The organism is Nitrospira japonica (assembly GCF_900169565.1).
GTDB classification, from domain to species: domain Bacteria; phylum Nitrospirota; class Nitrospiria; order Nitrospirales; family Nitrospiraceae; genus Nitrospira_C; species Nitrospira_C japonica_A.
The window spans coordinates 1,873,744-1,899,043 of sequence record NZ_LT828648.1; the positions used below are offsets into that span (position 1 = coordinate 1,873,744).

Consider the following 25,300-nt stretch of genomic DNA (forward strand, 5'->3'; position numbering starts at 1 on the left):
TTAGCCACATGGTTTCAAGTGGCATCAGCCTGCTACGGATTTGCGAACTCCTCGAGCACGGCCTTCACCTCCTGCTTCGGAAGTCCTTTCAATACGGCCTTGGCTTTCCGAAGGTCCGCCGCTGTGCCGAGGCCCTTGCCATAGATACGGGCCAGGGTCTTTTTCGAGGGCACGAAGCCGTCCGCCGCCGTCGTCTCGAAATAGGCCAGTAGTACGGGATCGAAGGGCGGAAGCTGCTGATCTAATCCTGTCTCGTATAATTTGGCGAGTTCGGCCTGTGACGGCTCGCTGAGGGCATAGGCTTCCTTGAGAAGCAGCGGAACGGCCATGTCCGGACGATTGTGTTTGAGAAGTGTGGTGCCGAGGGTTTCACCGTTTTCGATTTGGTATGGTTGAAGGTCCTGGTCTTGCCGGATCTTCTCCAGAACCTCGACCTGCACTCTTTCCTGATAGGCCTGAAACGCTTCGAGTGTCTCCTTGCGCCTACGTTCCGGCTGGTCGGGCGACAACGCCAGTCGTCTGGTCTTCGACAGGGCCTCAGCGGCCGGCTGGTGACCGAACTCTTCGGCCTTCGCCCACCAATAGATGGCGGACGCCAGATTCTTCTGAACCCCCTGGCCGGCTTTATAGGCATTGCCCAGAAAAAATTGAGCCTGCGGCACGCCGCCTTTAGCCGCTTCCTCCATGAATTGCGCCGCTTCCCCGCCGTGATTGACCAGCTTGAGCAGCAGCGCCATGCGATAACGGGCATCGGGAAAATTCGGTTGCAACTCCAGCGCCTGGCGATAGGAATCGATCGCCGCGTTCACGTTTCCGCGTGTGTAGTGCACGTTGCCGAGACTGTAATGGGCGTGAGTCAGTGTGGAATCCAGTTGAATGGCTTCCTTCAACGCCGTCGAGGCTCCTCGCCAGTCCTGCTTGGCCATGAGGAGAACGCCCAGCTGCAAATGCGCCTCCGGATCCGAAGCATTCAGCTTGATCGCGGCGCGGCATTCGTCGATCGCAGCGTCCAGATCTCCGATTCGATAGAGTCCGCGCGCGAGGTTCAAACGGGTTTCCGCGTTTTGGGGTGTCAGGCGGGCCGCGTTGCGGAGCTCACTCAGCGCGAGCGTGGCGTCTTCTTCCTGCGCGGTCACCGGTGGCTCCGGCGCTTCTGTGGGCGGGGGCGTCAGAGGGCGACTCTCGACCGGCGGCGGGCTTTCGACCAGCGGCTGATTCTCGACGAGTGGGGGACTGTCGAGGAGCGGTGGGGCGCCCGGCTCATCGGTCGTCTGAGCATGTGAAGGATCGATCGGGAGCAACAGCGTGAAGAACACGGCCAGGGTGGTCACGGGTACCGATCGATGCATGAAAGCCTGTGACCCTCCGATTTCGTGTGATAGACGGGCACATTATAGCATTCGATTGGAGGATCGTGGTCCGTTTCGTCCGGGATTGAATGGCTCCAGTGAGGGCTATCGCAGCCTGGCCAGGGCTTCCGCGATGGACCGAAGTCTGTCCTGAAGGTCGACGCCGGTCAGGCGAACCGGTTCATGCGGGACGCGCCAGACCGGTTCGAGCGGGGCCGGGTCTGCCGCCAGTCGAGGAATCACGTGCCAGTGGATATGGGGGAGTTGGTTGCCGAGCAGCTCGTAATTGATCTTCTTGGCTCCGAAGGTCTCGGCCAGCGCCTTGGCCGCAACGTTCACTTCTTCCATGAGCTGGATGCGTTCCGTAGGAGCCAGGTGGAACAGCTCCGTCGCATGCCGTTTGAACACGATGACCGTCCACCCTGCAAAGTATTGGTCGTCGTGCAGAAAGGCCTTGGAGAGGCCCAGGTCCATGACCAAGTGGTCGGTGGCCGGCCAGTGTCCTCCGCAGGCCCGGCAGGATGGATCGGTCACGGTTGGTTCGCTTTCCGCCATTCCTCCTCGGTAATGACGCCCTTTTTGAGCAGCAGCTGGATGAGCTTGTCCGTCTGTCGCTCCTGGGCCTGGTGGCGCGGGTTGGTCGATGGCGATGGGGGCTGCGCTTGACTCTGCTGTTTGGGTTCGGGCGGGGGGCGTCGTGCGCCGTAGACCTTGAACGAAGGCGTGAAGACGATCATGTAGTCCTTGTTGCGAAGCCGGATGCTGACGGGAAGGCTTTGGCTGTAGGGAACGAGATCGGGATTTGCGCCGGGGGGAATTCTGAAGTAGGGCTTTCCGTCCGACGTTTCTCCCTCCTGTCCCAGCACGTCCATACGGCTCAGGATCGGATCGCTGTTCAGGTTTTCGCGTTCCTCGCCGCCGATGTTGGTGACTTTGTCCAGCACGATATACAGGGAGTCTCCGGCAAAGGTTTCGGAGGACAGGTTCTTGGCGCTGACGTCGTACCGGTACTCGCTGTTGAAGTTGTCGCGCCCTTTGAGGGTGACGACGACGGACACTCTCCCAGTCAAGTCGCTGAGTTGGTCGATCGGAGAGGCGACGGCCAGGGAGGACGCGATGATGGGGGTGATGAAGGCTGCCCAGCAACCGGCGATCAGTGTGAGGCGTCGAAGTGATCTAGGCATGGCTCCCTCTGTCGAAACATAGGTGCGAGCCGATCGGTCGAACGGGCTACCCGCAGCGCCAAGCCTGCCCGCTTGGCTTCCGGAAGCTGGCAGCCAAGCTCGTCGCAGCGGCGTATCGGCGGTTGCAGTAGAAGCGATCATGAATAGGGCGGGCCAGAGCATAGCAAAGATCCGGTGATTCAGCGAGGGGCTTCTCAACGGGACTTGCCTTGACACCTCGTTTCAGCCGACGATATTCTCCGTGCATCCAAGGCAGATTCCGGTTTCCGCTGCTCCCCTCTATGAGACTATCCAGGCGTAGATCCGCTCCCTTGGTCATTCCTCGAACGCTGGTTTTGCGATTGCTTCGGCTGTACGACTATCCGCATCCCCACCGGAGAGGCAGGGTGATCCGGGGCTACGATCGCCCGCATGCGGTGCGGACGGCCAGGATGTGCGCGGCGGTTGCCGGAGCCCTGGGCCACGATCCCGACCGTGTGCGTCAATATCAGATCGCCTGTCTATTGCATGACTTGGGCCGTGCCGGCTTGGACCGCCGACTCTTTGGGAAGATTTGGTCCTGGGCCAAGGCACACGGAATTCCCACGAGACCGCGCGAATGGCGGACCATACATCCGGAGACCGTCTATGGACGCGAGACCGAAGCGTTTCTTTCCCGCTACCGCCAAGAGTTGAAGGCGGACGGGATTGACATGACGCCGTGGGCGGTGGAGCAGGTCGAGATGCGGCTGGGGTATGCCCGACGCCTCGCCCGCCGGCTGCGCGCCGTCCGTTCGGGGATCAAGAAGCTGGGCATCCGATGGGAGCCCTGGATGCAAGCGGTGATGCTCTACTATTATTATCCGGAAAAGCTCGCGGGGGCCGAGCCGTGGGTCAAGCAGCTGGCAGAAGTGCTGGTGGCCTGCGAGCAGTTCGAGGCCTATAGCAACCAGCGGCGGGGCCGGGATTATTACTTGCGCCAAAAGGAAACGATTCCCGAGGCGTTTGCCTATCTGGGGACGCTGGAGCGGGACGGCATGGTGAGCGCCGACGTCATGGATGCGCTCACGCGGCTGGCCGCGGACGGAACGTTCGACGACGTACTGGCGGAGGCACGCGGACGCCGGCTGACTCCGATGGATCGCAAGGCGCTCCGCAGGCTGAAGAGGTGAGCATGGCCGTCAAGACCGTTCCCCTGCGCCTGTCGATGCGCGGCGGAACCCAGATCGAAAATGTGACCGAGTCGGTGCAGGAGGCACTCGCGGATTCGAAGCTGGCCGCCGGCATCGCGACGGTGTTCGTCCGACACACTACCGCGTCGGTGATGATCATCGAGGACGAGCCAGGCATCCGGGCCGACACGCACGCGTTTTGGGACCGTGCGGTTCCGGCTGATCCGGCCTGGCAGCACAACGTCCGTAACGCCGGGGAAGACAACGGGCATAGTCACTTGCGCGGACAACTGCAGGGGCCTTCGGTGACCATTCCCTTTGCAGCCGGGGCACTGTTGCTGGGAACCTGGCAGCAGATCGTCGTCGTCGATTTCGATACGAGGGCTCGCACGCGCGAGATCGTCATCCAGTTGATCGGAGAGCCGGAATCATGACGCGACCCGCTGTGCATCCGTCCGGTCCGATCATCTGCCTGGCCGCGCTGTTGTCCTGCGCGCCTTCCGTTCAGGCCGCGGATTGGGGAAAGCCGTTGGGGGCGACCTACGACGGGCCGGAAGGCAAGGCGCGCGCCGTGACGCCCGCACCTCTGGAACTGGCCGCCGATGAACGGGCTACGATGGCCGTGTTTGAACGGGTGACGAAATCCGTCGTCTTCATCGCGAATACGGCGATTCAGCGCGATCCCTGGTCGTTCGATCTTCTCGAGGCTCCGCAAGGGTCCGGTTCCGGGTTCGTCTGGAACAAGCAGGGACACATCGTCACGAATTTCCACGTCGTGTACGGTGCCAGTTCCATCAAGGTCACGCTGGCCGATCGATCCGAGTACAAGGCGGTGCTGATCGGAGCGGATCCGGATCACGATCTCGCGGTGCTGCAGATTCAAGCGACGGACGACGCGCTGTCGCCCATTACGGTGGGGTCCTCGAACGATCTCAGGGTGGGGCAAAAGGTCTTGGCGATCGGGAATCCGTTCGGTCTCGACCATTCCCTGACCACGGGGGTCGTGAGCGCGTTGGGACGCACCATCAAGTCCCTGTCGAACCGCACGATCGAAGGCGTGATTCAGACCGATGCGGCCATCAACCCCGGGAATTCCGGCGGGCCGCTTCTTGATGGGACCGGCCGGCTCATCGGCGTCAATACGCAAATCGTCAGTCCGAGCGGCGCCTTTGCCGGAATCGGATTCGCCGTTCCGGTGGACACGGTCAATAGGATCGTCCCGGAGCTGATCAAGCACGGGAAACTGATCCGTCCCGGATTGGGCGTATCGCTCGTGCCGGACGCGATGGCCAAGCGGTGGGGGGTGAAAGGACTGATCATCGGAAAGGTCTCTCGCGGGGGTGCGGCGGAGCGGGCAGGCCTGCAGGGAGCCCGTGAAACCATGCCGGGCCGGGTGGAATTGGGCGACGTCATCGTGTCCGTCAATAACCGGCCGGTCTCGACCGTGGATGAACTGATGGACGTGATGGAAGACCATAAGGTCGGTGACCGCGTCACGGTCGACATCCTCAGGAACAATCGTCGGCAATCGGTGACGGTCACGTTGCAAGCCATCAACTGATGGCCGAATGTATTGGAGCTGATCCGGCGGACACCCGTGCTCCTCCAAAACAGAGGTGCGTCGGCACGAGCGGTAATCGACGAGACCTCTATGGTAGGATCACAGATCTTGGACAGGCGGAGGACGAGTAATGAGTGATCGTCGACCCAGCAATCAACCGGATGGACAACCCAGGCCTCGCGGTCAGGGGGCCGAGCCCTCGCAGAGCGGATCCGATCCTTTGGAATTGATCGAAGAATGTCTCGCGTCGTTCACCGATGCGGATCCCCGACAGAAACTGCTCTACAAAGTGCGGCATGCCATGATGGCCGCCCAGACGGCCAACCAGCAACGCGAGGCCGAATTCAAGAAAGTCAGCGAAGTCGTGGCGAAGCTGACCGCTCCCGCCAACCGAATCGGGACCTTGCTCGATGTACCGGGTGAAGGATTGGCCCGGATCGTCATCGGCGGGGCCGAATATTACGCCAACGTCGATCCGCGAGTGCCGGCCGAGGACCTCAAGATCGGCGCGCAGATTTTGGTGAACGAAGCCTATGCCGTCATCAAGACGCTCGGCTATGACCGGAACGGACCCATTCTGAAGCTGGCCGAAGCCATGGCGGACGGGCGGTTGCGCTTCGAGCAGGACATGGGCCGCCAAGCCCTCGTGCTGCAGCGGTCGAGCGATCTCCTGGGCGTCGAGTTGAAGGCGGGCGACGAAATCAGGATCGATCCCAGTCATCGAATCGCGATCGAGAAACTCGACGAGCGGAAATCGGCCCGGCACGTGTTGGATGAAGTGCCGACCGTGACGTGGGAGCAGATCGGCGGACAGCGGGACGCGATTACGGCCATCAGAAAAGCGATCGAATATCCTTTGCTGCATGCGGAGACCTTCGAGAAATTCAAGTTTTCACAGCCCAAGGGGTTTTTGCTGTACGGGCCGCCCGGTTGCGGCAAGACGCTGATCGGTCAGGCTGCAGCCGGCAGTTTGGCGAAACTGGTCGGTGAATCGAAACAGACGGCTTCAGCGGACGATCGTCGGCCGCCAGTCGTGACCGGCGCGTTTCTTCACGTGAAGGGACCGGAGATTCTGAACATGTGGCTGGGGGAATCGGAGCGCATGGTCCGCGATCTGTTCGCCCAAGCGAGGGCGCGACGCAAGGAAGGAGCCCTGCCGTTCATTTTCATCGATGAAGCGGAATCCATCCTGGGAACCAGGCGCGCGCTGCGATCCTTCAACATCTCCAACACGCTCGTGCCGATGTTCTGCAGCGAGATGGACGGGATCGAGTCGTTGCAGGACGTGGTCATCATCCTGGCGTCGAACCGTCCGGATCTGATCGATCCGGCCGTGCTACGGCCCGGCCGTATCGACCGGAAGATCAAGGTTCGCCGGCCGAATCGGGACGCGGCGACCGAAATTCTCAAAGTCTATCTCACGGCCGATTTACCGTTCGATCAGGCGGTGATCGAAGAGCGGGGCGGCGATGCGGCAGGGGCATCGGCATCGCTGGCTCAGGAGGTCATCGACACGCTGTTCAAGCGGGCGGATGAGAATCGGCTCCTGTCGATCCGGCTGCGCAACGGGCAGCACCAGGTGCTCTATCGCAGCGATCTCATCAGCGGGGCCATCCTGGCGTCCATTGTTCAACGGGCCAAGGAAAAGGCGATCGATCGGACGATTCAAACGGGACGGCCGGCCGGCATGACGGCCCAGGATCTCCTGGATGCCGCCGCGGAGGAATTTCGCGAGGGCGAGATGCTGCCGCCGGACGATGCCGCCGAGGAATGGCTCAAGCTTCTCGACCACCATCCGGAACAGGTCGTGGGGGTCTCTTCGTTCCGGCGCGGGAGGCAGACGGAAGAGCGAGCCGTGAATCAGATCATATGACGTGCGAGACGACGCGTGACTAATAGACCTGCAAGCGTCCGGCTGTTCGGAATTGAAACCGAATACGGGATCGCCCGGGATGACCTGGAACAGATGGATTCCGTGGTCGAATCGATGGATCTGGTGCGGGCGCACCTCACGGCGTCGTTCGAGCGGCGCTGGGACTATGCCGGGGAAGATCCGCACGAAGATGCCAGGGGATTTCGCGTGTCGGGATTGCAGCAGGACCGGGAAGAGGACGAGTTCGCGAAGGTCGACGCCCACCGGCCGTTTTCGTTTCACGAGATGAAGAGCGACCTCGTGTTGCCGAACGGGGCCCGCTTTTACAACGATCATACGCATCCCGAATATTCAACGCCGGAATGCCGGACCTTGAAGGATCTGGTGGCGCAGGACCGGGCAGGGGAGCGTGTCGCTCAACGGGCGGCCGATCGCCGGAACCGAAGCCTCGGCGGGGCGCATGTGCAACTCTATAAGAACAACACCGATTTTCACGGACACAGTTACGGCTGTCATGACAACTACTTGGTGCCCAGATCCGTGCCGTTTGCGTCGTTGGTCTCCGGCTTGCTGCCCTTTCTCGTGAGCCGTCAGGTCATCGCCGGAGCGGGAAAGGTGGGGACGGAAGCCCAGGAGTCCGGATTCGTGGCGGGTCCGTATCAGTTGTCGCAGCGCGCGGATTTCATGGAAACGGATCTGAGCGTCGATACCATGCACAACCGGCCGATTCTGAACACGCGCGATGAACCGCACGCGGATCCCCTGAAATACCGGCGCCTCCATCTGATTTTGGGTGACGCCAACATGTGCGAGTATGCGACGGCGCTCAAGGTCGGCACGACCAGGCTGGTGTTGGAGTTGATCGCCCGCGACGCGGCGCCGGACCTCGAATTGGAGTCTCCGGTTTCGGCGATCAAGCAGATTTCTCGGGATGCGGACCTCAAGGTGAGGGTGCGCCGGCAAAAGGGCTCGGCTCTTTCGGCGTTGGACCTTCAAGAAGAATATCTGGCCGCGGCTCGCCGGACGTTGTCGGGATCCGATCCGGAGACGGACTGGATCATGACCGAATGGGAGATGGTGCTGAGCCAACTGACCGGCGAGCGAAGCCAATTGGTGGGAAAACTGGATTGGGTGACCAAGCAATGGCTGTTGGAAACGTTTGTCCGCGAAGAACGGATCGGCTGGGATGATCCCTGGCTGGCCAGCCTGGATTTGGAGTATCACAACATCGATCCCGAGCGGGGGCTCTTTCTCGGGCTTGAAGCCGATGGCAAGGCCTGGCGGTTGACGACCGAGAAGGACGTCGCGCAGGCGCTGTCGTCCGGACCGCGCGATACCAGGGGCGGCTTGCGTGGCCTCTGCGTCCGCCGGTTTCCCGACCAGATCACGGGTATGCAGTGGGAGCGGATCCAGTTTGCCGGCGGGTTGCGATCGAGGGTGCTGGACATGAGCGATTTGTTCGAACCGGAAACCGTCTTGCGCTGCGCGGATGTCTTCGAGGCGGCATCGTCGCCGGCGGATGCGCTCGACGCCTGGAAAGCAAGAAAGGATGCCGAATCATGAGCAGCTTAATGATGCCAGAACGCCGCGAAGGGCCAGTGGATCCAATGCCGAAGGGTCCAGGCCCGTCCGAAGAGGAACGGGGTCCTCGCCGTCCCGATACCGGGTCGCCCGAGACGGACAATCTGATGAAACGCATGCGCAAGGTCGATCCGAAACAGGCGGAACGATATCGCCAGAGAACGGGTGAGTAAAAAGAGACGTGTTGAATTGTGAACGTGGAGTTTTGAGCAAGGCTTGATTCTGAAACGGGATGTCTCAGTCGTAACTCAGGACTCAGCACTCGTAATTAAGAACCTGGTGATGTGGGTGACGTGATGGGGATGCAGGGAGATTTGTTTCAGTTGTTGAAGGAACAGGGGTATCAATTCGGCTTGCCGGCGGCGGCGGCGGCGGACGTCGATATTCCCACGGCCACGACGATTCTGGCCTTCAGATATCGGGACGGAGTCCTGGTTGCCGGAGACCGCCGTGCCACGGCCGGCAACATGGTGATGTACGATCGAACCGACAAGGTGCTCGAGATCGACCGGTACAGTGTCATGGCGATCGCCGGCGTACCGGCCACGGCCTATGAAATGGCCCGCGTCCTGGAGCATTCGTTCAAATACTACCGTCGGACTCAACTCCAGGAATTGAGCTTCGAGGGAAAGTTGCGGGCTCTCTCCAAGCTGCTGAAGGAAAACGTGCCGGCGGCGCTTGCCGGTACGGGGGCGGTGGCGCCCATCTTCGCCGGTTATGACGCCGAGCAGGGCATGGCGAAGACGTATTTCTACGACATTCTGGGCGCGGAATTTGAGGGAGTCGAATACGCCGTCTCCGGCTCCGGTTCGCCCACGCTACGCGGGATTCTTCACTATCTGAACACCTGGGGTGAGCAGCCGTTGACCGGCATGGCGGAAGAGCAGGCGGCGATTCAGGCCTTGCGCCTGTTGACCTGCGCGGCTGAATTCGATTCCGCCACCGGGGGTGTGAACCGTGAAGCCAATCTGTATCCGGTCATCAAGCTGATCACACAAGACGGAATTCGCACGGTGTCCGATACGGATCTCAAACAGTCATTTGAAGCGAACGTGATCCGTCGGGCCTGAGTCGAGAGGGTCCGAGGATTTCTGGATTCGCCACGCGAGTTGAGCGGGAGCATTATGTACGACGAACCATACCGTTGGGTCGAAGCGGTCGGCAATCGCCGGCAGTATCTGGATGAACAATTCAAGCAGGGCAGTCCGGTGATCGCGGTAACCTATGACGCGGGGATTCTGCTCCTCACGGTCAGCAAGGGCACGCCGAAACTCTATGAGATTTACGACCGCCTGGCGCTGGGAGGCATGGGCCATCCGGCTGATCTCGAAAAATTGCGCTTCAGTCTTCTGGAAATGGCCCATGTTGAAGGATTCAACCGGTCGCCGTCCGATGTCACCGGTGGCCGCATGGTCAAGTATGGAATTGCGCCGGTGATCAAGCAGGCGTTCGAAGAGGTCTACAAAGCTCCGTTCATCGTGAAAATCCTCTTGGCTGAATTGGGGCAGAAACCCGACAAAGACAGGTTCCTGACCATTAATTATGACGGGACATTTGAAGAACGGACGCACTGTGCCGTGTTGGCCGCCAACCGGTCCGTCGAACAATCGATGACGGCGTATCTGCAGGCGCGACCATCCGCTTCCGGGACCCTTGATCAGGCGGTCGGCCATGCGCTGCATGCATGGGTGCTGGGAGAGCAGGCTCAGCGGCGGGCGGCGGAGATGCGATCGGAACCAGAGGCCTCCGCGCCGGAATCCGCACAGACGGAGATCGACGCCAAAACAGTGGCCGAGTACGTCCGCGACCATCTCGACGGCCGGACGATCGAATGCGCGGTCCTCGATCGGAATCAGCGGGGATCCGCAAAATATCGTGCGCCCCTCAAGCCTGCCGAACTCGGCGAATGGCAGAGAGCGTGATCCTACCCCTGTGACGCCATGCTGAATCGTATCTTCGGGTTGGAGACCGAGTACGGCCTCCTGGTCCATCAAGACCGGCCTGACCATTCCCCCACGTGGTTCGCCCACAAGATCCGCGACCATCTATTCAATGTCCGCCGGCAGGGCGTCCTGGACGTGCATCATCGCGGGCATGACGAGCCTCCCGGCAACGGCGGGTTTCTCACGAATGCCGGGCGGGTGTACCTGGACATGGGCCATCTGGAATATGCCTCTCCGGAATGTCACTCCTTGACCGACGTGATCGCGGCCGATCGAGCGGGGGACACCATCTTGCAGGACACGATCGAGGATCTCGGGTTTGCCGATCAGGTGTCGCTCATCAAGAACAACGTCGATCACGAGACGGATGCGACGTTCGGTTCGCATGAGAATTACCTGGTATCCCGGCGGTTTCCGTTCACGCGGCGTGGCTTGGCCCCGCTGGTCACCTTCCTGGTCACGAGACAGATTTTCACCGGCTCGGGGCGCGTCGGCTCCGCCGGTCCTCAGGATGCATGGATTCAGAGGGATCGATTGATCGTGCCGCGCATGTCGATCGGCGGCGGACGCCTCGATCCGGCGGCGCCGTTTCAGATCTCGCAGCGGGCCGATCATATCGTCAATGATTTTTTCGAGTGGGTGCAGCAGAACCGGGCCATCGTGAACACAAGGGATGAGCCTCTCGCGGATCCGAATCAGTATCGGCGCATTCACCTGCTGCTCGGCGATTCCAATATGGCGGAGTATGCCGCCGCTCTGAAAATGGGAACGACCGGCCTGATCCTGCAGTTGATCGAGGAGGGCCACATTCCGGACGATCTGGAGATCGACGAACCGGTCGAAGCCCTGCAGGAAATTTCTCAGGATCAGGATCGGCAATGGATAGTGCAGCTCCGATCCGGGAAGACGATGTCGGCGATCGACGTCCAGGAGCAATTCGTCGAGGCGGCGAGGCAGCATTGCCGAGGACAGGATGAAGAGACCGATTGGGTGATCGATCAGTGGAGCGGGGTGCTGCAGGATTTGCGGGGCGAATACGCCAACCTTGTGGGACGGGTGGACTGGGCGTCAAAGCTGTGGCTGTTGGAGTCGTTCCGCGAAGCCGAAAAGGTCGACTGGACGGATCCGATCTTGAAGAGCCTCGACCTCGAATATCACAACCTGAATGCAGGCAAGGGACTGTACTTCGGATTGCTGGATGAAGGGCGCGTCACTCGCGTGACGACGGACAAGGCCATCGAACTGGCTGCGGCGCATCCGCCACGAAATACCCGGGCCTACGGTCGGGGCGAATTGGTTCGGCATTTGCTGCGCAACGCGCCGCCCTCACATGAGTCGGACTCCGGGCAAGAGGAGCGATTTTTCCCGCCGTACGTGATCAATTGGTCGATTTTCCAAGTCAGGGGCCAATCGCCCTTTCCCATGCCGGATCCCTTCAAGACCTATGTGCAGGAAGTGCACGCTCATCTCGAGGGGGCCTGACCGGTCATCACCTCGATGATCCGGTTTTCGGCCCAAAAGCGATCCTCATTGGGCCGGTTCGGTTGGACGAACCCGCAATGGCCCCCATGCCGAGGTGCGATGAGTCGGATGTTCGGATTGTCCCGGATGGCCGATGCGTCGAACATGGCGAAGGGGATGAACGGATCATCCTGCGCCGTGATGATGACCGCGGGAACGGCAATCGACTTCAGGACATGTCTGGATCCGGCCCGGTCGTAGTAGTCGGCCCCGTTTCGATAGCCACCGTCCCGCGCCGTATAACGGTCGTCAAATTCGCGGAGCGTGCGGACGGCGTTCAACTCAGCCAGGTCCCATCGACCCGGAAACAGCACGGCTTTCCGGTGCATGCGCGCTTTCATGCTCGTGAGAAAATGGTTATGGTAGATCCAGTTCCTTGGATGCTCCAGGGCGGCGACGCATTGTGTGGGGTCGATATTGGGACAAACCGCCACCACCCCGGCCAGCGCCGGTTGCGATGAGGCGGCTTCACCGGCCGCCTTGAGCACCAGATTGCCCCCCATCGAATAGCCGACCAGCCACATGCCGGTTAGGCCGTCGGTACGGACCAACTCATCCACCACCCTTCGGTAATCGCCTCCCAATCCGCTGTTGTATAGCGTGGGCGTAAGATGTTCTGTCCCCCCGCAGTTACGCTGGTTCAGGCGAATCACGTTCATGCCGGCGCGGTAGGCCTTTGCGGCGATTCCATGCATGTAATGGGATTCACTGCAGCCTTCAAGCCCATGGACCAGGGCCACGGTTCGGTGAGCTCGTCGATCTTCCTGCCAATGGCAAAAACCCAGGAGCTTCGTGTCATCGGCGACGGTGAAGAGCCGGGATTCGACCGGAATTCCGTGCAAGGGCCTTCCTCGAGGCCAATACCGGGGCAGCAGCGTCATGAGGTGAGGATTGCGTAAGAGCGGGGACGGAACAAAATCCGGAAGCGGTGTCACGCGCCCATCCTATCAGGATGGCAAACCGGTCCGCCACAGCGAGAGCCTCACCGGGTGAATCGGTGGAGGTTGACGGGGCCGGTTCTATTTTGGCGAGAGCGGGATGCTCAGCAATATGCCCCCCATCACGTCTCCGGATTTGAAATCCCTTCGCGCGCTCCTGGGATGCACATTGTGACAATCGGCGCATCGCTGAGAGAGGGCTTTGTCGGCATAGAGCGCTTGAAACACGCGGGTCTTTCCCTCCATCGTCACCCCAGTATAAGGACGGTCGGCATTCACGAGGATTTTCGATAGAGCCGTTCGTTCGAATTCCGTCGTCGGGCCGTTTCTCTTGTTGATCGGCCAATTGCTGATCAGGCGGTACCGTATTCCACTGGATTGTTGAGCGACGATACGGCCCGTTTCCAGCACGAATTGGGCGGGCAGCGGGAGGTCCCCGGTCTCCTTCCAGTGCTCCGAGGCCGAGACGATGCCTCGGGTCTGCATCCGTTCTACGATCTCATTCGTGTAGAAGGTTCGATCCGCTTGGACGATGCTGTGGATATAGTCGGCGACGGCTTGCGGTGCGATACCGTCGGATACCTCGGTGTCTTTGCTTGCGGCAGAAAACACCCACGGACCAAACAGACAAGTGGAGATGGTTCCAACGGCAAGTCCCAACCAAAAGCCTTTCAGGTCCATGGTTCATCCTCCGGTTATGCCATATTCCACCTTGAATTCGAGCCCTACGCTGGCCTGTCTACCCACACTTGGGCCTATTCTAGCCAAAGGTCGGTTCGATTGCGAATGTTGACGGCCACGCTCTCCTGAACGCGTGTCGCAAGTGAGGAAACGAATGGACGTTTTCAGGATGAGGCGGAGAGCAGGGAGTGTCTGGATGCCCTATAGAATGGAAAAGAACAACGGGGCGCTGTCCCATATGGAACAGACACCCCGTTTTCTTTATATGGCTCCCCGGGCAGGACTCGAACCTGCGACCAGCCGGTTACAAGGACTCCCTATCTTTCGAAAGGGCTTGGACTATCTCTTCACCCACCTGGGTTTTCAGGGAAGGGTGTCGGGCGCTCGTGAGGCGATATTGGGTCGGCTCCTCAGCCTCTAGTCTCTGCACGTTCCTGCCTACTGAGTGCCGTTCGGCAGGCTTCGCTCAGGATTACCGTTCCGGCTACACGGAGACGGCTTCCCTGAATTCACCCGATGTTTCAACCACAGTTTCCTGTGGAAGCTGCAAGTTTTACAGCCGGCTGCTCTACCAACTGAGCTACCGGGGAACGGTATCCAGTTTCAAGCGAACGCATTCTAGCACAGATGATACGGATGAAATCGAGGGTTTTTTGGAGCGGATGACTCAGGCCGACTGAGATGGTTGCGTTGACGTTGAGTCGACTATACGTCGAAATCTTCCGTTTCGTCCTCATCGGAGGACGCGTCGGAGTTCCCCTCGGCCAGGGCTGCGTAATGCTTGGCCCACGTCAGATAGAGGTTGCCGCTGTCGCGCATGGTATCGGCCGCCTTGACCAGTTTTTCCACGAGTTCGGGATCCTTGCCCGTGGCTTGGATCATCGCCGCGCGGTGTTCGATGGCTTTCGGGTATTGATTGATCAGACCGGTAAGCTCTTTTAGGAGTTCGGCGATGACGTTGTCTTCTGATTCCATGATGCGCCCCTTCAAATGTTCCAACAAAAAACCCCATAGCGAGAACGCCATGGGGTCTTTTCGATTCGAACCGTATCGGTTCAGCCCTGGTACGCTTGCCCCAATCCAGCGGATTCGCCCTTTTTCGACATCAGCTGGCCGGTGGCGCTGACCGCCTGCATGACGATAGCTTCATGCTTGGCGGCGTTGCAGACCACGACGCAGAGCTCACAACCCTTGCAGCGATCGATGTTGACCTCGGCGACCATCTTGGCGGAATTCAGATCCAAGCAATTCGCCTCCGGACAATACATGATGCACAGGCGGCACCCCTTTTTGGCGGTGCACTTCTCATCGATGACTTGCGCGATGTTATACATGCGACCTGATTTCCTCTCCTAAGCCGCGACAGCTGGATTGCCGACCCGCAGCTCGATCTTGTTCTTCTCGGCCCATTCGGTGGCGATTTCATACGCCCGTTTCACCGTCGCGAAGTTCTTCTGGAGCAGCATTTCCTTTTTGGCGAACTTTTTCTTGATCGCTTCATCCAAAGACGCGGTACCTCCGGACGCGACGAACTTCTTGCCGAATCTTTCCTGAAGGGCGCCGTCCAATGCTTCCATCGACACGCACTTGGTGATACCGGCGACCGACCCGATCATGGTCATGTTGGTCGACAACTCCGTCCCGGCGATCTCAATGGCGATCTGCGTACCGGGAATGTAGAAGAGGGCCACGTTCAAGTCCTTGAGGCGCTGGATATCTTCCTCCGACAACAGCGGTACGTCCGAATTGATGATCACGACGCCGCCTTCCTTGATGCCGGAGTAAAACGGCATTGTATAGCTCTTGCCCATGGTGATCACCTGGGGGTGAAACACCTGGATCACGTCGGGAAATACCAACTCGCCACGGTCATAGATTCGCTCGATGCCGATCCGGCAATAGCTCTCCGCAGGCGCCATGCGTTTTTCGGCGCCGAAGAACGGATTGGAGATCGAGAACTTGCCATCCCGGTTTGCGGCCATGGCCATGACGTGGGCTGCCGTGACGGCGCCCTGCCCGCCGAGGCCGGACATTCGAATGTTGATTCTTTTCTTGATCATGGACGACCTCCGCGTTCGATTAAGCTTGCCCGGCTAACTGCTTGGCAGCCGCTTTCCGTTCCTTGTCCTTTGCCGCCAGCTCAGCCAGAAGCTGCTTGGCAGGCTCGCTGATGTATTCCTTGTACGCGAAACGTTCGGTCGGCTTCTCGGAGTCCCGCATTTCCTGCAAGCCTTCCATGCTGTTCTTTCCGATTTCCAGAATACAAGGGGTGTACAGCTGGAGATAGGTGGGGCCGATCTCGCGTGCCACATGCACCGCATTGCGGATGACCTTCTCGACCAGCGAGGGCTTGCTGACCGTGCAATTGACGACGTAGTGACAACCGGACTCCCGCGCGATTTCCGGTAACCGAACCTTATCGAACAACTTGCCGACAGGAGCCATTTTCGCGACGAAACCCTTCTGCATCAAACCGCTCTCTTGTCCGCCGGTGTTGGCATAGAGTTCGTTGTCGAAGCAGATGGTCGTAAACTTCTCTTGGCGGAACCAGGCTTGAAGCGTCATATCGAGGCCGATGTCCACCGTGGCGCCGTCGCCCGCGAGTACGACCACGTCCTTGACGCGCCCGGGGAACCGAACGCTGAGGGCGCGCTTGAGACCCGACGCGATGGCATTCTGGTTACCGAAGAGAGAGTGGATGTTATGAACGGCCACCATCGGAAACACCAGACTGGTACAGCCGGTTGAACCAACCATGACTGTATCTTCCGGATTCGGCAGCGAGGCCAGAATGTAGCGGAAGGCCATCGATTCAGGGCAGCCGGCGCAGAGGGAGTGTTGCTCGATAAGTTCTTTAGAGGTGCCGATATCCTTCCAGCCCCGATCTTCCTTGCCGTAGGTCGCGCTCTTCACCAAGTCCTGATAGTCGGACGGCATGATGTCATAGAGGTCTTCCGAGATCTTAATCCGTTCTTTGCTCATGTGGCCTCCTCAAGATTCGCTCAGGGGAGCGAACAAGTTCGAAATATAGACGTACGACTCAGCTTCCACGACCGGCCAAGGAGAATGACTTCATCCCCAGAGCCGTCTTGATTTCCGACACGATGATTTCCGGCGGCATCGTCATGCCTCCGCAGACGTGCGGGCCGGCATGGACGCGCTGGGGGTTCGGGATGGATGCGCGGAGTTCCTTTGCGAGCCAGCCGGTCACGTTGAATTCCGGCACGAAAATGTGCTTGGCATTCTTCGTCGCCTCCCGGATCTCTTCTTCCGGCCAGGGACGAAGGGTCTTGATCTTGACGAGACCGCATCGGACACCCTCGTCTTCCAGCAAGCGGATGGCCTCGCGTCCTTGCGACACCGCAGTGCCGGAGGCCACGATCACGATGTCGGCGTCGGTGTTTTCTGTGTCGATCAATCCATTCAGCCAATGAATCGAATGTTTCCGGGACCGCTCAATGGCGGCCCAGATCTCCTGCTGCCACGAGGCATGGGTCGCATAGCTGATGTAGTTACTCTTCATGACGAAAGGATCCCGCATCATACGGACAGGCGGACATTCCATGTCCATGCACGGAACGGGTGAGCGATAAGGGTCATAGGGCGGAAGGCACATGTCGGTTGGAGTCAGGTTGACGACGTCCTTCGTGTGCGTCACGAAGAAACCGTCGCAACAGAGTGCCAGCGGAAGATGCACGTCCGGTTCTTCGGAGACCATGAAACCCTTAAGAATCCAATCGAAGAAGTCTTGGGCCGTTTCGGCATGCCAGACCAACATGCCGGTATTGAGCAAATAGGCGATTTCCAGTGTGTCGGGTTGGATCGACAGTGGGGAGTTGATGCCGCGACAGGTGACGATCATCTGGATCGGCAACCGCGCACCGGCCCACATGGGGAAATTTTCCATCGCCCGCATCGTGCCAGGCCCGGCCGTTGTCGTGAACACCCGGGCGCCTCCGAACGCGGCGCCTGCACATTGCGACATGACGGCAAATTCGCTCTCTCCACGGAAATAGTCGCCAATGTAACCTTCGGCGAACAACTCTCCGATCAACGCCGCCGCTTCGCTCTGCGGGGTGATCGGATAGGCGATCATGACGTCGCAACTGGAGCGACGAACGGCTTCTTTGATCACTTCGCTGCCCGTGTAGAACGACGGAGTCCGGGGCGCCTCGTGAAGCATCTTCCACGGATCGGTAAATGTCTGGCCTTTCTTATTCTGAGTTCCGATAAAGGATTTTGATTCCGCCATGGCCACAGCCTCCTTTCACTACATGCAGACAGTGCTTAGCTTGTTGCGCCGTTCTTGGTCGTCAACCGCGGTTTGACCGTTCCCTTGAGTTTTTTTATCCAATCGGCGAGCGTCATGATTTTTTCGACCGATGCATCGCGGAACGACAGCATTGCATCCTCATGACCAGCCTGTGCACACATGGCGATCGTATAGCAGGACGTTCCGCCGCGGATGATCTTGAGGGAGAGATTCGCTTGGTGACAATGAACCCCCACGAACATGCAGCAATCGATCTTATTATGCCAGATGGTCAGATTGGGGTGATTCGGGTTGATTTCGACTTCGGGATTGATCTTGGGGTATTTAGGCCTGTAGTCGGGCATGGGAATAAGCATTGCCTTCTGGCCCGGCTGCACGCATTCTTTCAAGGTGTTGTACAGATGGCGGATGGCCGTCGCTTTTTTCGCGGCTTTCTCGTTCCATGCCCACAGAACCAACGGGCCGGGGAAAATCGTCGGCACAGAGGCCATGAGAAACTGGCGAGCGGCTTCTTCGTACGCCTTTTCCTCCGATGCAATGACGCCGTTGATGTGTGCTTCGCCTGGATTGGGCAAGTACACGCCCATGGACGCCGCAGCGGGAGGAAGAAAATGTTCGGGGCCTGGCAACACGCGATATTGACTCATTCCAGCTCTCACTCCGCCAAAGGGTTAACAACCAGAGAACTTCGATTTTTCAATAAGCTCGGCTGCTCTCAATGTAAGCTTTTCCGGGGACGTCTGCAACCTCACAGAAGGCCCAAGCAGGGGAAATTTTGGGCTATCGGACAAAGTCGAAACTAGGCCTATTGTCCTAAGCGAAGCCGGTTGTCTCGTGAAGGATCGATCGCAGAGTGTTAGGCATTATAGGAGGTGGAATTTCGCTCTGTCAAACGGCAGGCACAGGAATTCCTACTCTGGCCTGCGGAAAGTAACGGCAAATGAATTTTTTCTCAAGTCGTTGATAATAATTATCTTTTGTCTACGGGAGTTGCTCGCAGGCTTCGACCGAGCCGAGGACGCAAGCTCTCTCAAGGTCGTCCTTCGCAAGCGTGCCCTGGAGTTGGTTCTGATAGAGCTTGGCTCGGGTGAGGAGCGCTCCCGTGTTTGTCGGATCGACACGGATAACCGTCGAAAGGTCTTCAAGCGCTTGTCCGGGACGATTGAGCTTCAATAGGATGTCGCTGCGAAGGAGGTAGGCTTCCTTCTGGTAGGGAATCCAACTGTCCGGGGTCTGGGCGTCGAGAAGCCGCTTCAATGTGGCAAGTGCCTGGTGCGGATGTTTGGATTCCGCTTGCCGTCTGGCCTGGGTGGTATAGACGACGATGAGACGCTGGCGGGCAATATCGAAAAATGGGTCCAGAGCCAGAGCCTGTTCATATGAGACGGCGGCCTCATCCATTTGCTTGAACCAGGTTTGGACGTCCCCCTTGCCGACCCAGCTCCATGCATTTTGACTATCGAGTTGGAGTGCTCTGTCGAAGTCTGCCTGCGCCTTTTGAAGATAGTCTGCATAGGCGTCAGGGCTTGAATGCTGGGCAAAAGCCAGAGAAACCAGTCGAAGAAAGGTTTGCCCCCGAATCAGAAACGGTTCGACGAAGCGACTGTCAAGGGCGATGGCTTCGGAGGACAGTTGGATTTTTTCACGCAGGTTCTGTGATTGCATCGCGCGGCTCACCAAACTTCTTGCCTGGTGAGCGGACTCGGATTTTCCGTTTGGTTCGATGACCAGCATGCGAACCCCGATGGGGTCTTGTTGAAATTCCTTCAGCTGTTTGCGCAGGTGCTGATTTTCCTGCTGCAATTGTCGGAAATGCTGGGAGAGCTTTTCTTCCGATTGTTGTCGACGGATCGCTGCGACGAGACTCTCGATGTTAACTGTAGCTCGGATTCGTACGAAGAACACCGGCCGATCGTTTTCAAAGGAGCGCCGTGATTCGAGAATCTCGGTTTCCGCGATGCCGGCGGCGATCGTGCGTATTTCCAGCGTACTGTTCTGTATCCGTTGCCCCTGGAATTCTCTTTCGAAATCTAGAAACGTCGCTTCGAGGTAGACACCTGCTTCTTCGACCGCCTTCCGCTGCGCGCGCTGCAGAACCTTTTCTTCCGCACCCGTCAGCGTATCGCCGTCCATCATCGTATAGGAGGCTTCGGCCATAACGACTCTTGGCGCCGAAGCAGACGCGGAGGGCAGACGATGGCTGAAGATACAAAGGAGCATGAGAATAAGCATCCACCACTGGATGGGCCGGAGGCGAGAGCGCATGGAACAACTATAGCGCTCAGTATCCAATGCGGCAATTTGACGAAAGGGCTGGAGCGATACAGAGCTAGCGACGTTGGATGGCGGCGGACTACCGAGGCTACCGTGGTTTGGGAAATACCTGCGTGAACGGATGGACTTCAACCCGTTCAAATACCCCGTTGACCATGTAGGGGTCTTCAAGTGCAAACTTGCGGGCTTCTTCAAGGGAGTCGGCTTCGATGACAATAAGGCTTCCTGTCTTGTCCGTCAGCGGGCCTGCCAAGAGGACCCGGCCGGCTCGATCGAGAGGCTCCAAATTGGCGAGGTGGGCGGGGCGGTACACCTTGCGCCGCGCTTCTCCGTCAGGGCCGTCGAATCCGAGAATGACAAAAATCATGGAGAGTACCTTGATAGATCGACGAGGTTCGAGGAAGGCTTAAGAGGAACTCTCGAGAGGGCACCGGTCCTTATAACCCGAGGTCGTTTCATGCCACCATCGGATTTCCTGCTCTCCCATTTTCCAGCACAGGAATACGATGCGGCCGTCGCGAAGGTGCGGAAAATCGCAGAGTCCCATATCGAGGTCCTTGACGACCACGCCCAATTCATGGATGGCCTTGATATTGGCGCTGACCTGCTGAAGGCTGGTGATATAGAGTGCACCGACCGTGCTCCCTCCGCCATATTCGGCTTGCGCGCTCGCTTTTCGGATGTCTTCCTTAGTTCGAACCAAGGTTTCTCGGGCCTGTTTGACCGAAGACAGACGAGAATTTAGTTGGGGGATTAGGCGATTGGCCTCCGCTAGTGTGAACAGCCGATCATGGTGTTCCTGCTCGTCGTCCTGCGACATGCGCGTCCCCTCGTTGATGCGCTCATGTAGCACATCGGTGTTTCTTCTCGCAATACGGCGCGGCCGACCGAGGATCCGGATCCCATCCCGTCGGCGGATTGTGTGCTAACGATAGACGGGAGGAGCCGGCGTATCGTTCAAGCGAGGTCCCTCCCCGTTTCTTCTGTTGACAAGCAAGAGTATGCGGGGTATGCTCCACCATAACCAGCTTTCGGTTCGAGTCTACGGACTTTCCGCACACAAGTACTTCCGGGGCACGTCTCGATACACTCTACAGGGCATGTCATAAGAACCGGTCGGCGCGCGGGAATTCTCGCTTACAAATATCCACGGGACATGAGGCAAGGTCGTCCCTCACAAAGCGTCCCCTCGAATTAGAAACACACGCGGTACAATCGCCAACTCATTGTCGGTTCCGTCATCACACGCCAGTCCACATTGACCAATGATTCGCATTCATCGCTGACCCACCAGCCAGGAGCTTGAGAGGACACCTATGGCACAAACCAAGGGAGAGGTTATGCATCTTGCCGAGTTGAAACAGAAAACCATCGCCGACCTCAACGATGTCGCGCGTGATCTCAAAATCGAGGGAGCGGCAAATCTCCGGAAGCAGGAATTGATTTTTGCCATCCTTCAAGCGCAGACAGAAAAGAACGGTGTGGTTTTCGGCGAAGGAGTTCTCGAAACCTTGCCTGATGGGTTCGGATTTCTCCGCGCTCCCGACTCCAACTATCTTCCTGGTCCGGACGATATCTATATCTCGCCGTCGCAGATCCGTCGCTTCAATCTTCGCACCGGGGACATCGTGTCCGGCCAAATCAGGCCCCCGAAGGAAAGCGAGCGGTATTTCGCGTTGCTCAAAGTTGAAAAGGTCAACTACGAAGATCCGGAAGTCGCGCGGGACAAGATCCTCTTCGACAACCTCACGCCGCTGTATCCGGAAGAGCGCATCAATCTTGAGTTCGACCGCGAGGAATATTGCACCCGGGTCATGGATCTGACGACTCCGATCGGTAAGGGGCAGCGAGGCCTGATCGTTGCCGCCCCCCGTACCGGCAAGACCATGCTTTTGCAGGCAATCGCTCGGGCCATACTCAAGAACCACAAAGAAGTGACGTTGATCGTCCTGCTGATCGATGAGCGGCCGGAAGAGGTCACCGACTGGCAGCGGCAGGTCAAGGCGGAGGTGATCAGTTCCACGTTCGACGAACCGGCTCAGCGCCATGCTCAGGTTGCGGAAATGGTGCTGGAGAAAGCGAAGCGCTTGGTCGAGCACAAAAAGGATGTCGTCATCCTGTTGGACAGCATCACCCGTCTTGCGCGCGCGTACAATACGATCGCGCCTCCGAGCGGCAAGGTTCTCTCGGGCGGTCTTGACTCCAACGCGCTCCAGCGCCCCAAGAGATTTTTCGGCGCGGCCAGGAACATCGAAAACGGCGGGAGTTTGACCATCATGGCGACGGCGCTCGTCGATACCGGCAGCCGGATGGACGATGTCATTTTCGAAGAATTCAAGGGAACCGGCAACATGGAAGTGCACCTGGATCGTCGATTGGCCGACAAGCGAATCTTCCCGGCGATCGACATCAGCCAGTCCGGGACGCGCAAGGAAGAGTTGCTGGTGGACAAGGACCGGCTCAACAAGATGTGGATTCTCCGGAAAGTGCTGAGTCCGCTCGGCACGATGGAAGCGATGGAGTTCCTGATGGACAAGGTGCAGGGTACCAAGACCAACCAGGAATTTTTGCAATCGATGAACCGATAATATCGACTTGTATCCGAACCGTCTGACACGGTACAGTGACGGGTCTTCGAATAGGCGAAGGCAGTAGTTTCGGAGGCAGAGGGCACATGAAGAAGGGTATTCATCCGTTGTACCGGGAAGCGACGGTACATTGTGCGTGCGGCAACAAGTACAAAACCCGGTCGACCGTCGGGGACATCAACGTCGATATCTGCTCGAATTGTCATCCGTTTTTTACGGGGACGCAGAAAATCGTCGATACCGAGGGCCGGGTCGAGCGGTTTAAGAAGAAGTACGCGAAGAAGGGTAAGTAGCGAACCCTGCGAACATAGGAGAGACCCTGCTTCGCGAGCGGCAGGGTCTCTCTTTTTTTGTCTCGAATCTTTTCCTACTGATCGGTCAGGGCCTGTCGAGGGGGTATGGAAGCAGCACTGTTGAAGCGATGGGAGTCTCTCGCGAGTCGTTACGACGAGCTGACCACGCAGCTCACGGACCCCTCCGTCATCGGCCAGCCTCCGTTACTGATCAAATTGAATCGAGAGCGCACCGAACTTGAGCCAGTCGCGCAGCTTTTCCAGCGGCATCGAGATCTCTTCAAGCAATCGGAGGACATTTCCCACATGCTTGCGGATTCGACGATCGGCGCAGAGTTCCGAACTTTGGCCGTCGAAGAGAGTGCGCGGCTCGATGAAGCGATGGTGGCGCTCCAAGCCCAAGTGATGGAGCATCTCACCCCCAGAGATCCTCGCGACGACAAGAGTTTGTTCCTGGAGATTCGGGCGGGCACGGGTGGCGATGAAGCCGCGTTATTCGCCGGAGACCTGTTTCGAATGTACGTGAAATTTGCCGAGCGGCACAAACTGAAAGTCGAAATCGTGGAGGCCTCCGAAACCGGGAAAGGCGGCTATAAAACGGTCGTCGCCCTCATCGAGGGGAAAGGCGGCTATGGACTATTCAAGTATGAAAGCGGTGTCCATCGGGTTCAGCGTGTGCCTGTGACCGAGGCGGCCGGGCGAATTCACACGTCCACCGTGACGGTGGCGGTTATGCCGGAAGTGGACGATGTGGACGTCCAGATCGATCCCAAGGATCTCCGGATCGACACGTTTTGTTCGTCCGGAGCAGGAGGGCAAAGCGTCAATACCACCTATTCGGCGGTGCGCATCACGCACCTTCCGACGGGAGTGGTCGTATCCTGTCAGGACGAACGGTCGCAGCTCAAGAATCGCACGAAGGCGATGCGAACGCTGCGCGCCCGAATTGTTGAGGCCGAACGGGAAAAACAAGAGGCAGAAATCGCTCAGAATCGCAAGGCGCAAGTGGGAACCGGAGATCGGAGCGAGAAGATCCGTACCTACAACTTTCCGCAGAATCGCGTCACGGATCATCGCGTAGGCGTGACCTTGCACAAGCTGGAACATGTGCTGGCCGGTGATATGAGCGAATTGGTCGAAGCGCTGCGTTCCCAGCGTGATCAGGCGGCCGTTGCGGAGGCTTCATGAGCCCGTCTTCTTCAGGCGCGGCTGCCGAGGAATGCCGGACGGTCGGGCGGGTGATCGCCGAAGCGTCCCGACGACTTTCTGAAGCAGGGCTGGACACCGCTGATCAGGAAGCGGTGTGGTTGGCGGAATATGCGTTGGGGTTGTCGAGGCTGCAGCAAGTTCTTCACGGGAATCGCGAGTTGTCTTCCAGCGACATCGCCGCGTTGCAGCAACTCGTGTCCAGACGGACCGAGAGAGAGCCGCTTCAGTATATCCTTGGCACACAGGATTTTTGCGGACTGGAGTTCGAGGTCAATCGCTCGGTACTAATTCCCCGACCTGAAAGCGCCTTGTTGGTTCAAGAAACGCTTCGCCGAGTGTCATCGCGCGAAAGGCCCGTGCTGGTCGATGTGGGCACGGGATCCGGCTGCCTGGCCATTGCGCTGGCCCGTCTCGTGTCCCCGCAGCAATTGTTTGCGATCGATCTCTCGCCCGAGGCCTTACGGACGGCGAAACAGAACGCGGAACGTCTCGGGATTGAATCGGTGACATGGCTGGAAGGCGATCTGCTGACGCCTCTGGCGGAACGAGGACTTGAAGGCCGGGTCCGGGCGATTGTCTCAAATCCGCCCTATGTCTCCGAATCGGATTGGCCGACCCTTCAGCCGGAAGTTCGTCTCCACGAACCCCGATTGGCTCTGGTTTCCGGCCCTAGAGGAACCGAATTGCACGAACGGTTGATCCTCGGTGCGATCCCGTTTCTGGAGGCGGGAGGGAGCTTGATCATGGAACTCGGGTGGGGGCAGAGTCGATCATTGATCGAGTTCGTGGAAGCTTGTCCTGCATATCAATCTGTCGAGACTCTCCGTGACGAGGCAGGAATCGAGCGTGTGTTAATCGCCGAACGGGGAAGGGGATAAGGC

At 58.7% G+C, this 25,300-nt stretch carries 27 protein-coding genes; 13 read left to right on the forward strand and 14 right to left on the reverse strand.

Annotation, left to right across the window (positions count from 1 at the left end; all coding sequences use genetic code 11):
• Positions 1-32: 32 nt before the first annotated feature.
• From NSJP_RS08965 to NSJP_RS08975, 3 genes are all read right to left on the reverse strand, one after another.
• On the reverse strand, positions 33-1,349 hold the full coding sequence (locus NSJP_RS08965; protein WP_080886569.1) for a tetratricopeptide repeat protein: 1,317 nt from the start codon (positions 1,347-1,349) through the stop codon (positions 33-35).
• A 105-nt stretch (positions 1,350-1,454) separates the two neighbouring features.
• Positions 1,455-1,904: an HIT family protein gene (locus NSJP_RS08970; protein ID WP_080886570.1), complete on the reverse strand. Its 450-nt coding sequence runs from the start codon at positions 1,902-1,904 to the stop codon at positions 1,455-1,457.
• Positions 1,880-2,533, reverse strand: a complete 654-nt coding sequence (locus tag NSJP_RS08975) for a hypothetical protein (protein WP_080886571.1) — start codon at positions 2,531-2,533, stop codon at positions 1,880-1,882. Before NSJP_RS08975 ends, NSJP_RS08970 begins: the two co-directional genes overlap by 25 nt.
• 386 nt (positions 2,534-2,919) lie before the next feature.
• Between NSJP_RS08975 and NSJP_RS08980 the strand changes: the two genes are divergently transcribed.
• From NSJP_RS08980 to NSJP_RS09020, 9 genes are all read left to right on the forward strand, one after another.
• A complete protein-coding gene (locus tag NSJP_RS08980; RefSeq protein WP_155970015.1) occupies positions 2,920-3,684 on the forward strand; it encodes an HD-GYP domain-containing protein in 765 nt (254 codons plus the stop codon).
• Positions 3,685-3,686: 2 nt separating this feature from the next.
• Complete coding sequence (locus NSJP_RS08985) at positions 3,687-4,118, forward strand: secondary thiamine-phosphate synthase enzyme YjbQ (protein ID WP_231989522.1); 432 nt, start codon at positions 3,687-3,689, stop codon at positions 4,116-4,118.
• The gene (locus tag NSJP_RS08990) at positions 4,115-5,245 is read left to right on the forward strand and encodes a S1C family serine protease (RefSeq protein ID WP_080886573.1); all 1,131 of its coding nucleotides are present in this window, start codon (positions 4,115-4,117) and stop codon (positions 5,243-5,245) included. The genes NSJP_RS08985 and NSJP_RS08990 overlap by 4 nt, the downstream gene beginning before the upstream one ends.
• A 130-nt stretch (positions 5,246-5,375) precedes the next feature.
• A complete protein-coding gene (locus NSJP_RS08995; protein WP_080886574.1) occupies positions 5,376-7,118 on the forward strand; it encodes an AAA family ATPase in 1,743 nt (580 codons plus the stop codon).
• Positions 7,119-7,133: 15 nt separating this feature from the next.
• Positions 7,134-8,681, forward strand: a complete 1,548-nt coding sequence (locus tag NSJP_RS09000; protein WP_080886575.1) for a proteasome accessory factor PafA2 family protein — start codon at positions 7,134-7,136, stop codon at positions 8,679-8,681.
• Positions 8,682-8,692: 11 nt separating this feature from the next.
• The gene (locus NSJP_RS09005; RefSeq protein WP_269457724.1) at positions 8,693-8,872 is read left to right on the forward strand and encodes a ubiquitin-like protein UBact; all 180 of its coding nucleotides are present in this window, start codon (positions 8,693-8,695) and stop codon (positions 8,870-8,872) included.
• A 111-nt stretch (positions 8,873-8,983) separates the two neighbouring features.
• The gene (locus NSJP_RS09010; RefSeq protein WP_231989524.1) at positions 8,984-9,769 is read left to right on the forward strand and encodes a proteasome subunit alpha; all 786 of its coding nucleotides are present in this window, start codon (positions 8,984-8,986) and stop codon (positions 9,767-9,769) included.
• A gap of 54 nt (positions 9,770-9,823) precedes the next feature.
• Positions 9,824-10,621 (forward strand): hypothetical protein, encoded by a 798-nt coding sequence (locus NSJP_RS09015; protein ID WP_080886577.1) that lies wholly within the window; start codon positions 9,824-9,826, stop codon positions 10,619-10,621.
• Positions 10,622-10,639: 18 nt separating this feature from the next.
• Positions 10,640-12,124, forward strand: a complete 1,485-nt coding sequence (locus tag NSJP_RS09020; RefSeq protein WP_080886578.1) for a proteasome accessory factor PafA2 family protein — start codon at positions 10,640-10,642, stop codon at positions 12,122-12,124.
• Here the strand turns inward: NSJP_RS09020 and NSJP_RS09025 are convergent.
• The 11 genes from NSJP_RS09025 to NSJP_RS09080 form a co-directional block, all read right to left on the reverse strand.
• Positions 12,106-13,098 carry a YheT family hydrolase gene (locus tag NSJP_RS09025; RefSeq protein WP_080886579.1) on the reverse strand — a complete coding sequence of 331 codons (993 nt, stop codon included), beginning with the start codon at positions 13,096-13,098 and terminating at the stop codon, positions 12,106-12,108. The genes NSJP_RS09020 and NSJP_RS09025 overlap by 19 nt on opposite strands.
• Before the next feature lie 84 nt (positions 13,099-13,182).
• Complete coding sequence (locus tag NSJP_RS09030; RefSeq protein WP_080886580.1) at positions 13,183-13,782, reverse strand: Tll0287-like domain-containing protein; 600 nt, start codon at positions 13,780-13,782, stop codon at positions 13,183-13,185.
• 705 nt (positions 13,783-14,487) lie between these two features.
• Positions 14,488-14,757: a hypothetical protein gene (locus NSJP_RS09040; protein ID WP_155970017.1), complete on the reverse strand. Its 270-nt coding sequence runs from the start codon at positions 14,755-14,757 to the stop codon at positions 14,488-14,490.
• An 80-nt stretch (positions 14,758-14,837) separates the two neighbouring features.
• Positions 14,838-15,116, reverse strand: coding sequence for a pyruvate ferredoxin oxidoreductase (locus NSJP_RS09045; protein ID WP_080886583.1), 279 nt, complete (start codon positions 15,114-15,116; stop codon positions 14,838-14,840).
• 18 nt (positions 15,117-15,134) lie between these two features.
• A complete protein-coding gene (locus tag NSJP_RS09050) occupies positions 15,135-15,842 on the reverse strand; it encodes a 2-oxoacid:acceptor oxidoreductase family protein (RefSeq protein ID WP_080886584.1) in 708 nt (235 codons plus the stop codon).
• 19 nt (positions 15,843-15,861) lie between these two features.
• The gene (locus tag NSJP_RS09055) at positions 15,862-16,764 is read right to left on the reverse strand and encodes a thiamine pyrophosphate-dependent enzyme (RefSeq protein ID WP_080886585.1); all 903 of its coding nucleotides are present in this window, start codon (positions 16,762-16,764) and stop codon (positions 15,862-15,864) included.
• Between the two features lie 58 nt (positions 16,765-16,822).
• Positions 16,823-18,034, reverse strand: a complete 1,212-nt coding sequence (locus NSJP_RS09060; protein ID WP_080886586.1) for a transketolase C-terminal domain-containing protein — start codon at positions 18,032-18,034, stop codon at positions 16,823-16,825.
• 35 nt (positions 18,035-18,069) lie between these two features.
• Complete coding sequence (locus tag NSJP_RS09065; RefSeq protein WP_080886587.1) at positions 18,070-18,702, reverse strand: carbon monoxide dehydrogenase beta subunit family protein; 633 nt, start codon at positions 18,700-18,702, stop codon at positions 18,070-18,072.
• A 334-nt stretch (positions 18,703-19,036) separates the two neighbouring features.
• Complete coding sequence (locus NSJP_RS09070) at positions 19,037-20,212, reverse strand: tetratricopeptide repeat protein (protein ID WP_080886588.1); 1,176 nt, start codon at positions 20,210-20,212, stop codon at positions 19,037-19,039.
• A 205-nt stretch (positions 20,213-20,417) separates the two neighbouring features.
• Positions 20,418-20,696, reverse strand: a complete 279-nt coding sequence (locus NSJP_RS09075) for a YciI family protein (protein WP_080886589.1) — start codon at positions 20,694-20,696, stop codon at positions 20,418-20,420.
• A 39-nt stretch (positions 20,697-20,735) separates the two neighbouring features.
• Positions 20,736-21,149: a DUF2203 domain-containing protein gene (locus NSJP_RS09080; RefSeq protein WP_080886590.1), complete on the reverse strand. Its 414-nt coding sequence runs from the start codon at positions 21,147-21,149 to the stop codon at positions 20,736-20,738.
• 520 nt (positions 21,150-21,669) lie between these two features.
• On the opposite strand from NSJP_RS09080, the gene rho reads away from it, so the two are divergent.
• The 4 genes from rho to prmC all read left to right on the forward strand — a co-directional run bounded on the left by rho (position 21,670) and on the right by prmC (position 25,297).
• Positions 21,670-22,917, forward strand: a complete 1,248-nt coding sequence (gene rho / locus NSJP_RS09085) for a transcription termination factor Rho (RefSeq protein ID WP_080888550.1) — start codon at positions 21,670-21,672, stop codon at positions 22,915-22,917.
• 86 nt (positions 22,918-23,003) lie between these two features.
• Positions 23,004-23,210 (forward strand): 50S ribosomal protein L31, encoded by a 207-nt coding sequence (rpmE, locus tag NSJP_RS09090; RefSeq protein ID WP_080886591.1) that lies wholly within the window; start codon positions 23,004-23,006, stop codon positions 23,208-23,210.
• Positions 23,211-23,315: 105 nt separating this feature from the next.
• On the forward strand, positions 23,316-24,398 hold the full coding sequence (gene prfA, locus NSJP_RS09095; RefSeq protein WP_155970021.1) for a peptide chain release factor 1: 1,083 nt from the start codon (positions 23,316-23,318) through the stop codon (positions 24,396-24,398).
• Positions 24,395-25,297, forward strand: coding sequence for a peptide chain release factor N(5)-glutamine methyltransferase (prmC, locus tag NSJP_RS09100; protein ID WP_080886592.1), 903 nt, complete (start codon positions 24,395-24,397; stop codon positions 25,295-25,297). The genes prfA and prmC overlap by 4 nt, the downstream gene beginning before the upstream one ends.
• Positions 25,298-25,300 lie beyond the last annotated feature (3 nt).

Excerpts from the sequence above, each read along its gene's own strand:
- NSJP_RS08965 (WP_080886569.1), bottom strand. The coding sequence starts at position 1,349 with ATGCATCGATCGGTACCCGTGACCACCCTGGCCGTGTTCTTCACGCTG.
- NSJP_RS08970 (WP_080886570.1), bottom strand. The coding sequence starts at position 1,904 with ATGGCGGAAAGCGAACCAACCGTGACCGATCCATCCTGCCGGGCCTGC.
- NSJP_RS08975 (WP_080886571.1), bottom strand. The coding sequence starts at position 2,533 with ATGCCTAGATCACTTCGACGCCTCACACTGATCGCCGGTTGCTGGGCA.
- NSJP_RS08985 (WP_231989522.1), top strand. The coding sequence starts at position 3,687 with ATGGCCGTCAAGACCGTTCCCCTGCGCCTGTCGATGCGCGGCGGAACC.
- NSJP_RS08990 (WP_080886573.1), top strand. The coding sequence starts at position 4,115 with ATGACGCGACCCGCTGTGCATCCGTCCGGTCCGATCATCTGCCTGGCC.
- NSJP_RS08995 (WP_080886574.1), top strand. The coding sequence starts at position 5,376 with ATGAGTGATCGTCGACCCAGCAATCAACCGGATGGACAACCCAGGCCT.
- NSJP_RS09005 (WP_269457724.1), top strand. The coding sequence starts at position 8,693 with ATGCCAGAACGCCGCGAAGGGCCAGTGGATCCAATGCCGAAGGGTCCA.
- NSJP_RS09015 (WP_080886577.1), top strand. The coding sequence starts at position 9,824 with ATGTACGACGAACCATACCGTTGGGTCGAAGCGGTCGGCAATCGCCGG.
- NSJP_RS09020 (WP_080886578.1), top strand. The coding sequence starts at position 10,640 with ATGCTGAATCGTATCTTCGGGTTGGAGACCGAGTACGGCCTCCTGGTC.
- NSJP_RS09030 (WP_080886580.1), bottom strand. The coding sequence starts at position 13,782 with ATGGACCTGAAAGGCTTTTGGTTGGGACTTGCCGTTGGAACCATCTCC.
- NSJP_RS09040 (WP_155970017.1), bottom strand. The coding sequence starts at position 14,757 with ATGGAATCAGAAGACAACGTCATCGCCGAACTCCTAAAAGAGCTTACC.
- NSJP_RS09045 (WP_080886583.1), bottom strand. The coding sequence starts at position 15,116 with ATGTATAACATCGCGCAAGTCATCGATGAGAAGTGCACCGCCAAAAAG.
- NSJP_RS09050 (WP_080886584.1), bottom strand. The coding sequence starts at position 15,842 with ATGATCAAGAAAAGAATCAACATTCGAATGTCCGGCCTCGGCGGGCAG.
- NSJP_RS09055 (WP_080886585.1), bottom strand. The coding sequence starts at position 16,764 with ATGAGCAAAGAACGGATTAAGATCTCGGAAGACCTCTATGACATCATG.
- NSJP_RS09060 (WP_080886586.1), bottom strand. The coding sequence starts at position 18,034 with ATGGCGGAATCAAAATCCTTTATCGGAACTCAGAATAAGAAAGGCCAG.
- NSJP_RS09065 (WP_080886587.1), bottom strand. The coding sequence starts at position 18,702 with ATGAGTCAATATCGCGTGTTGCCAGGCCCCGAACATTTTCTTCCTCCC.
- NSJP_RS09070 (WP_080886588.1), bottom strand. The coding sequence starts at position 20,212 with ATGGCCGAAGCCTCCTATACGATGATGGACGGCGATACGCTGACGGGT.
- NSJP_RS09075 (WP_080886589.1), bottom strand. The coding sequence starts at position 20,696 with ATGATTTTTGTCATTCTCGGATTCGACGGCCCTGACGGAGAAGCGCGG.
- NSJP_RS09080 (WP_080886590.1), bottom strand. The coding sequence starts at position 21,149 with ATGTCGCAGGACGACGAGCAGGAACACCATGATCGGCTGTTCACACTA.
- rho (WP_080888550.1), top strand. The coding sequence starts at position 21,670 with ATGCATCTTGCCGAGTTGAAACAGAAAACCATCGCCGACCTCAACGAT.
- rpmE (WP_080886591.1), top strand. The coding sequence starts at position 23,004 with ATGAAGAAGGGTATTCATCCGTTGTACCGGGAAGCGACGGTACATTGT.
- prfA (WP_155970021.1), top strand. The coding sequence starts at position 23,316 with ATGGAAGCAGCACTGTTGAAGCGATGGGAGTCTCTCGCGAGTCGTTAC.
- prmC (WP_080886592.1), top strand. The coding sequence starts at position 24,395 with ATGAGCCCGTCTTCTTCAGGCGCGGCTGCCGAGGAATGCCGGACGGTC.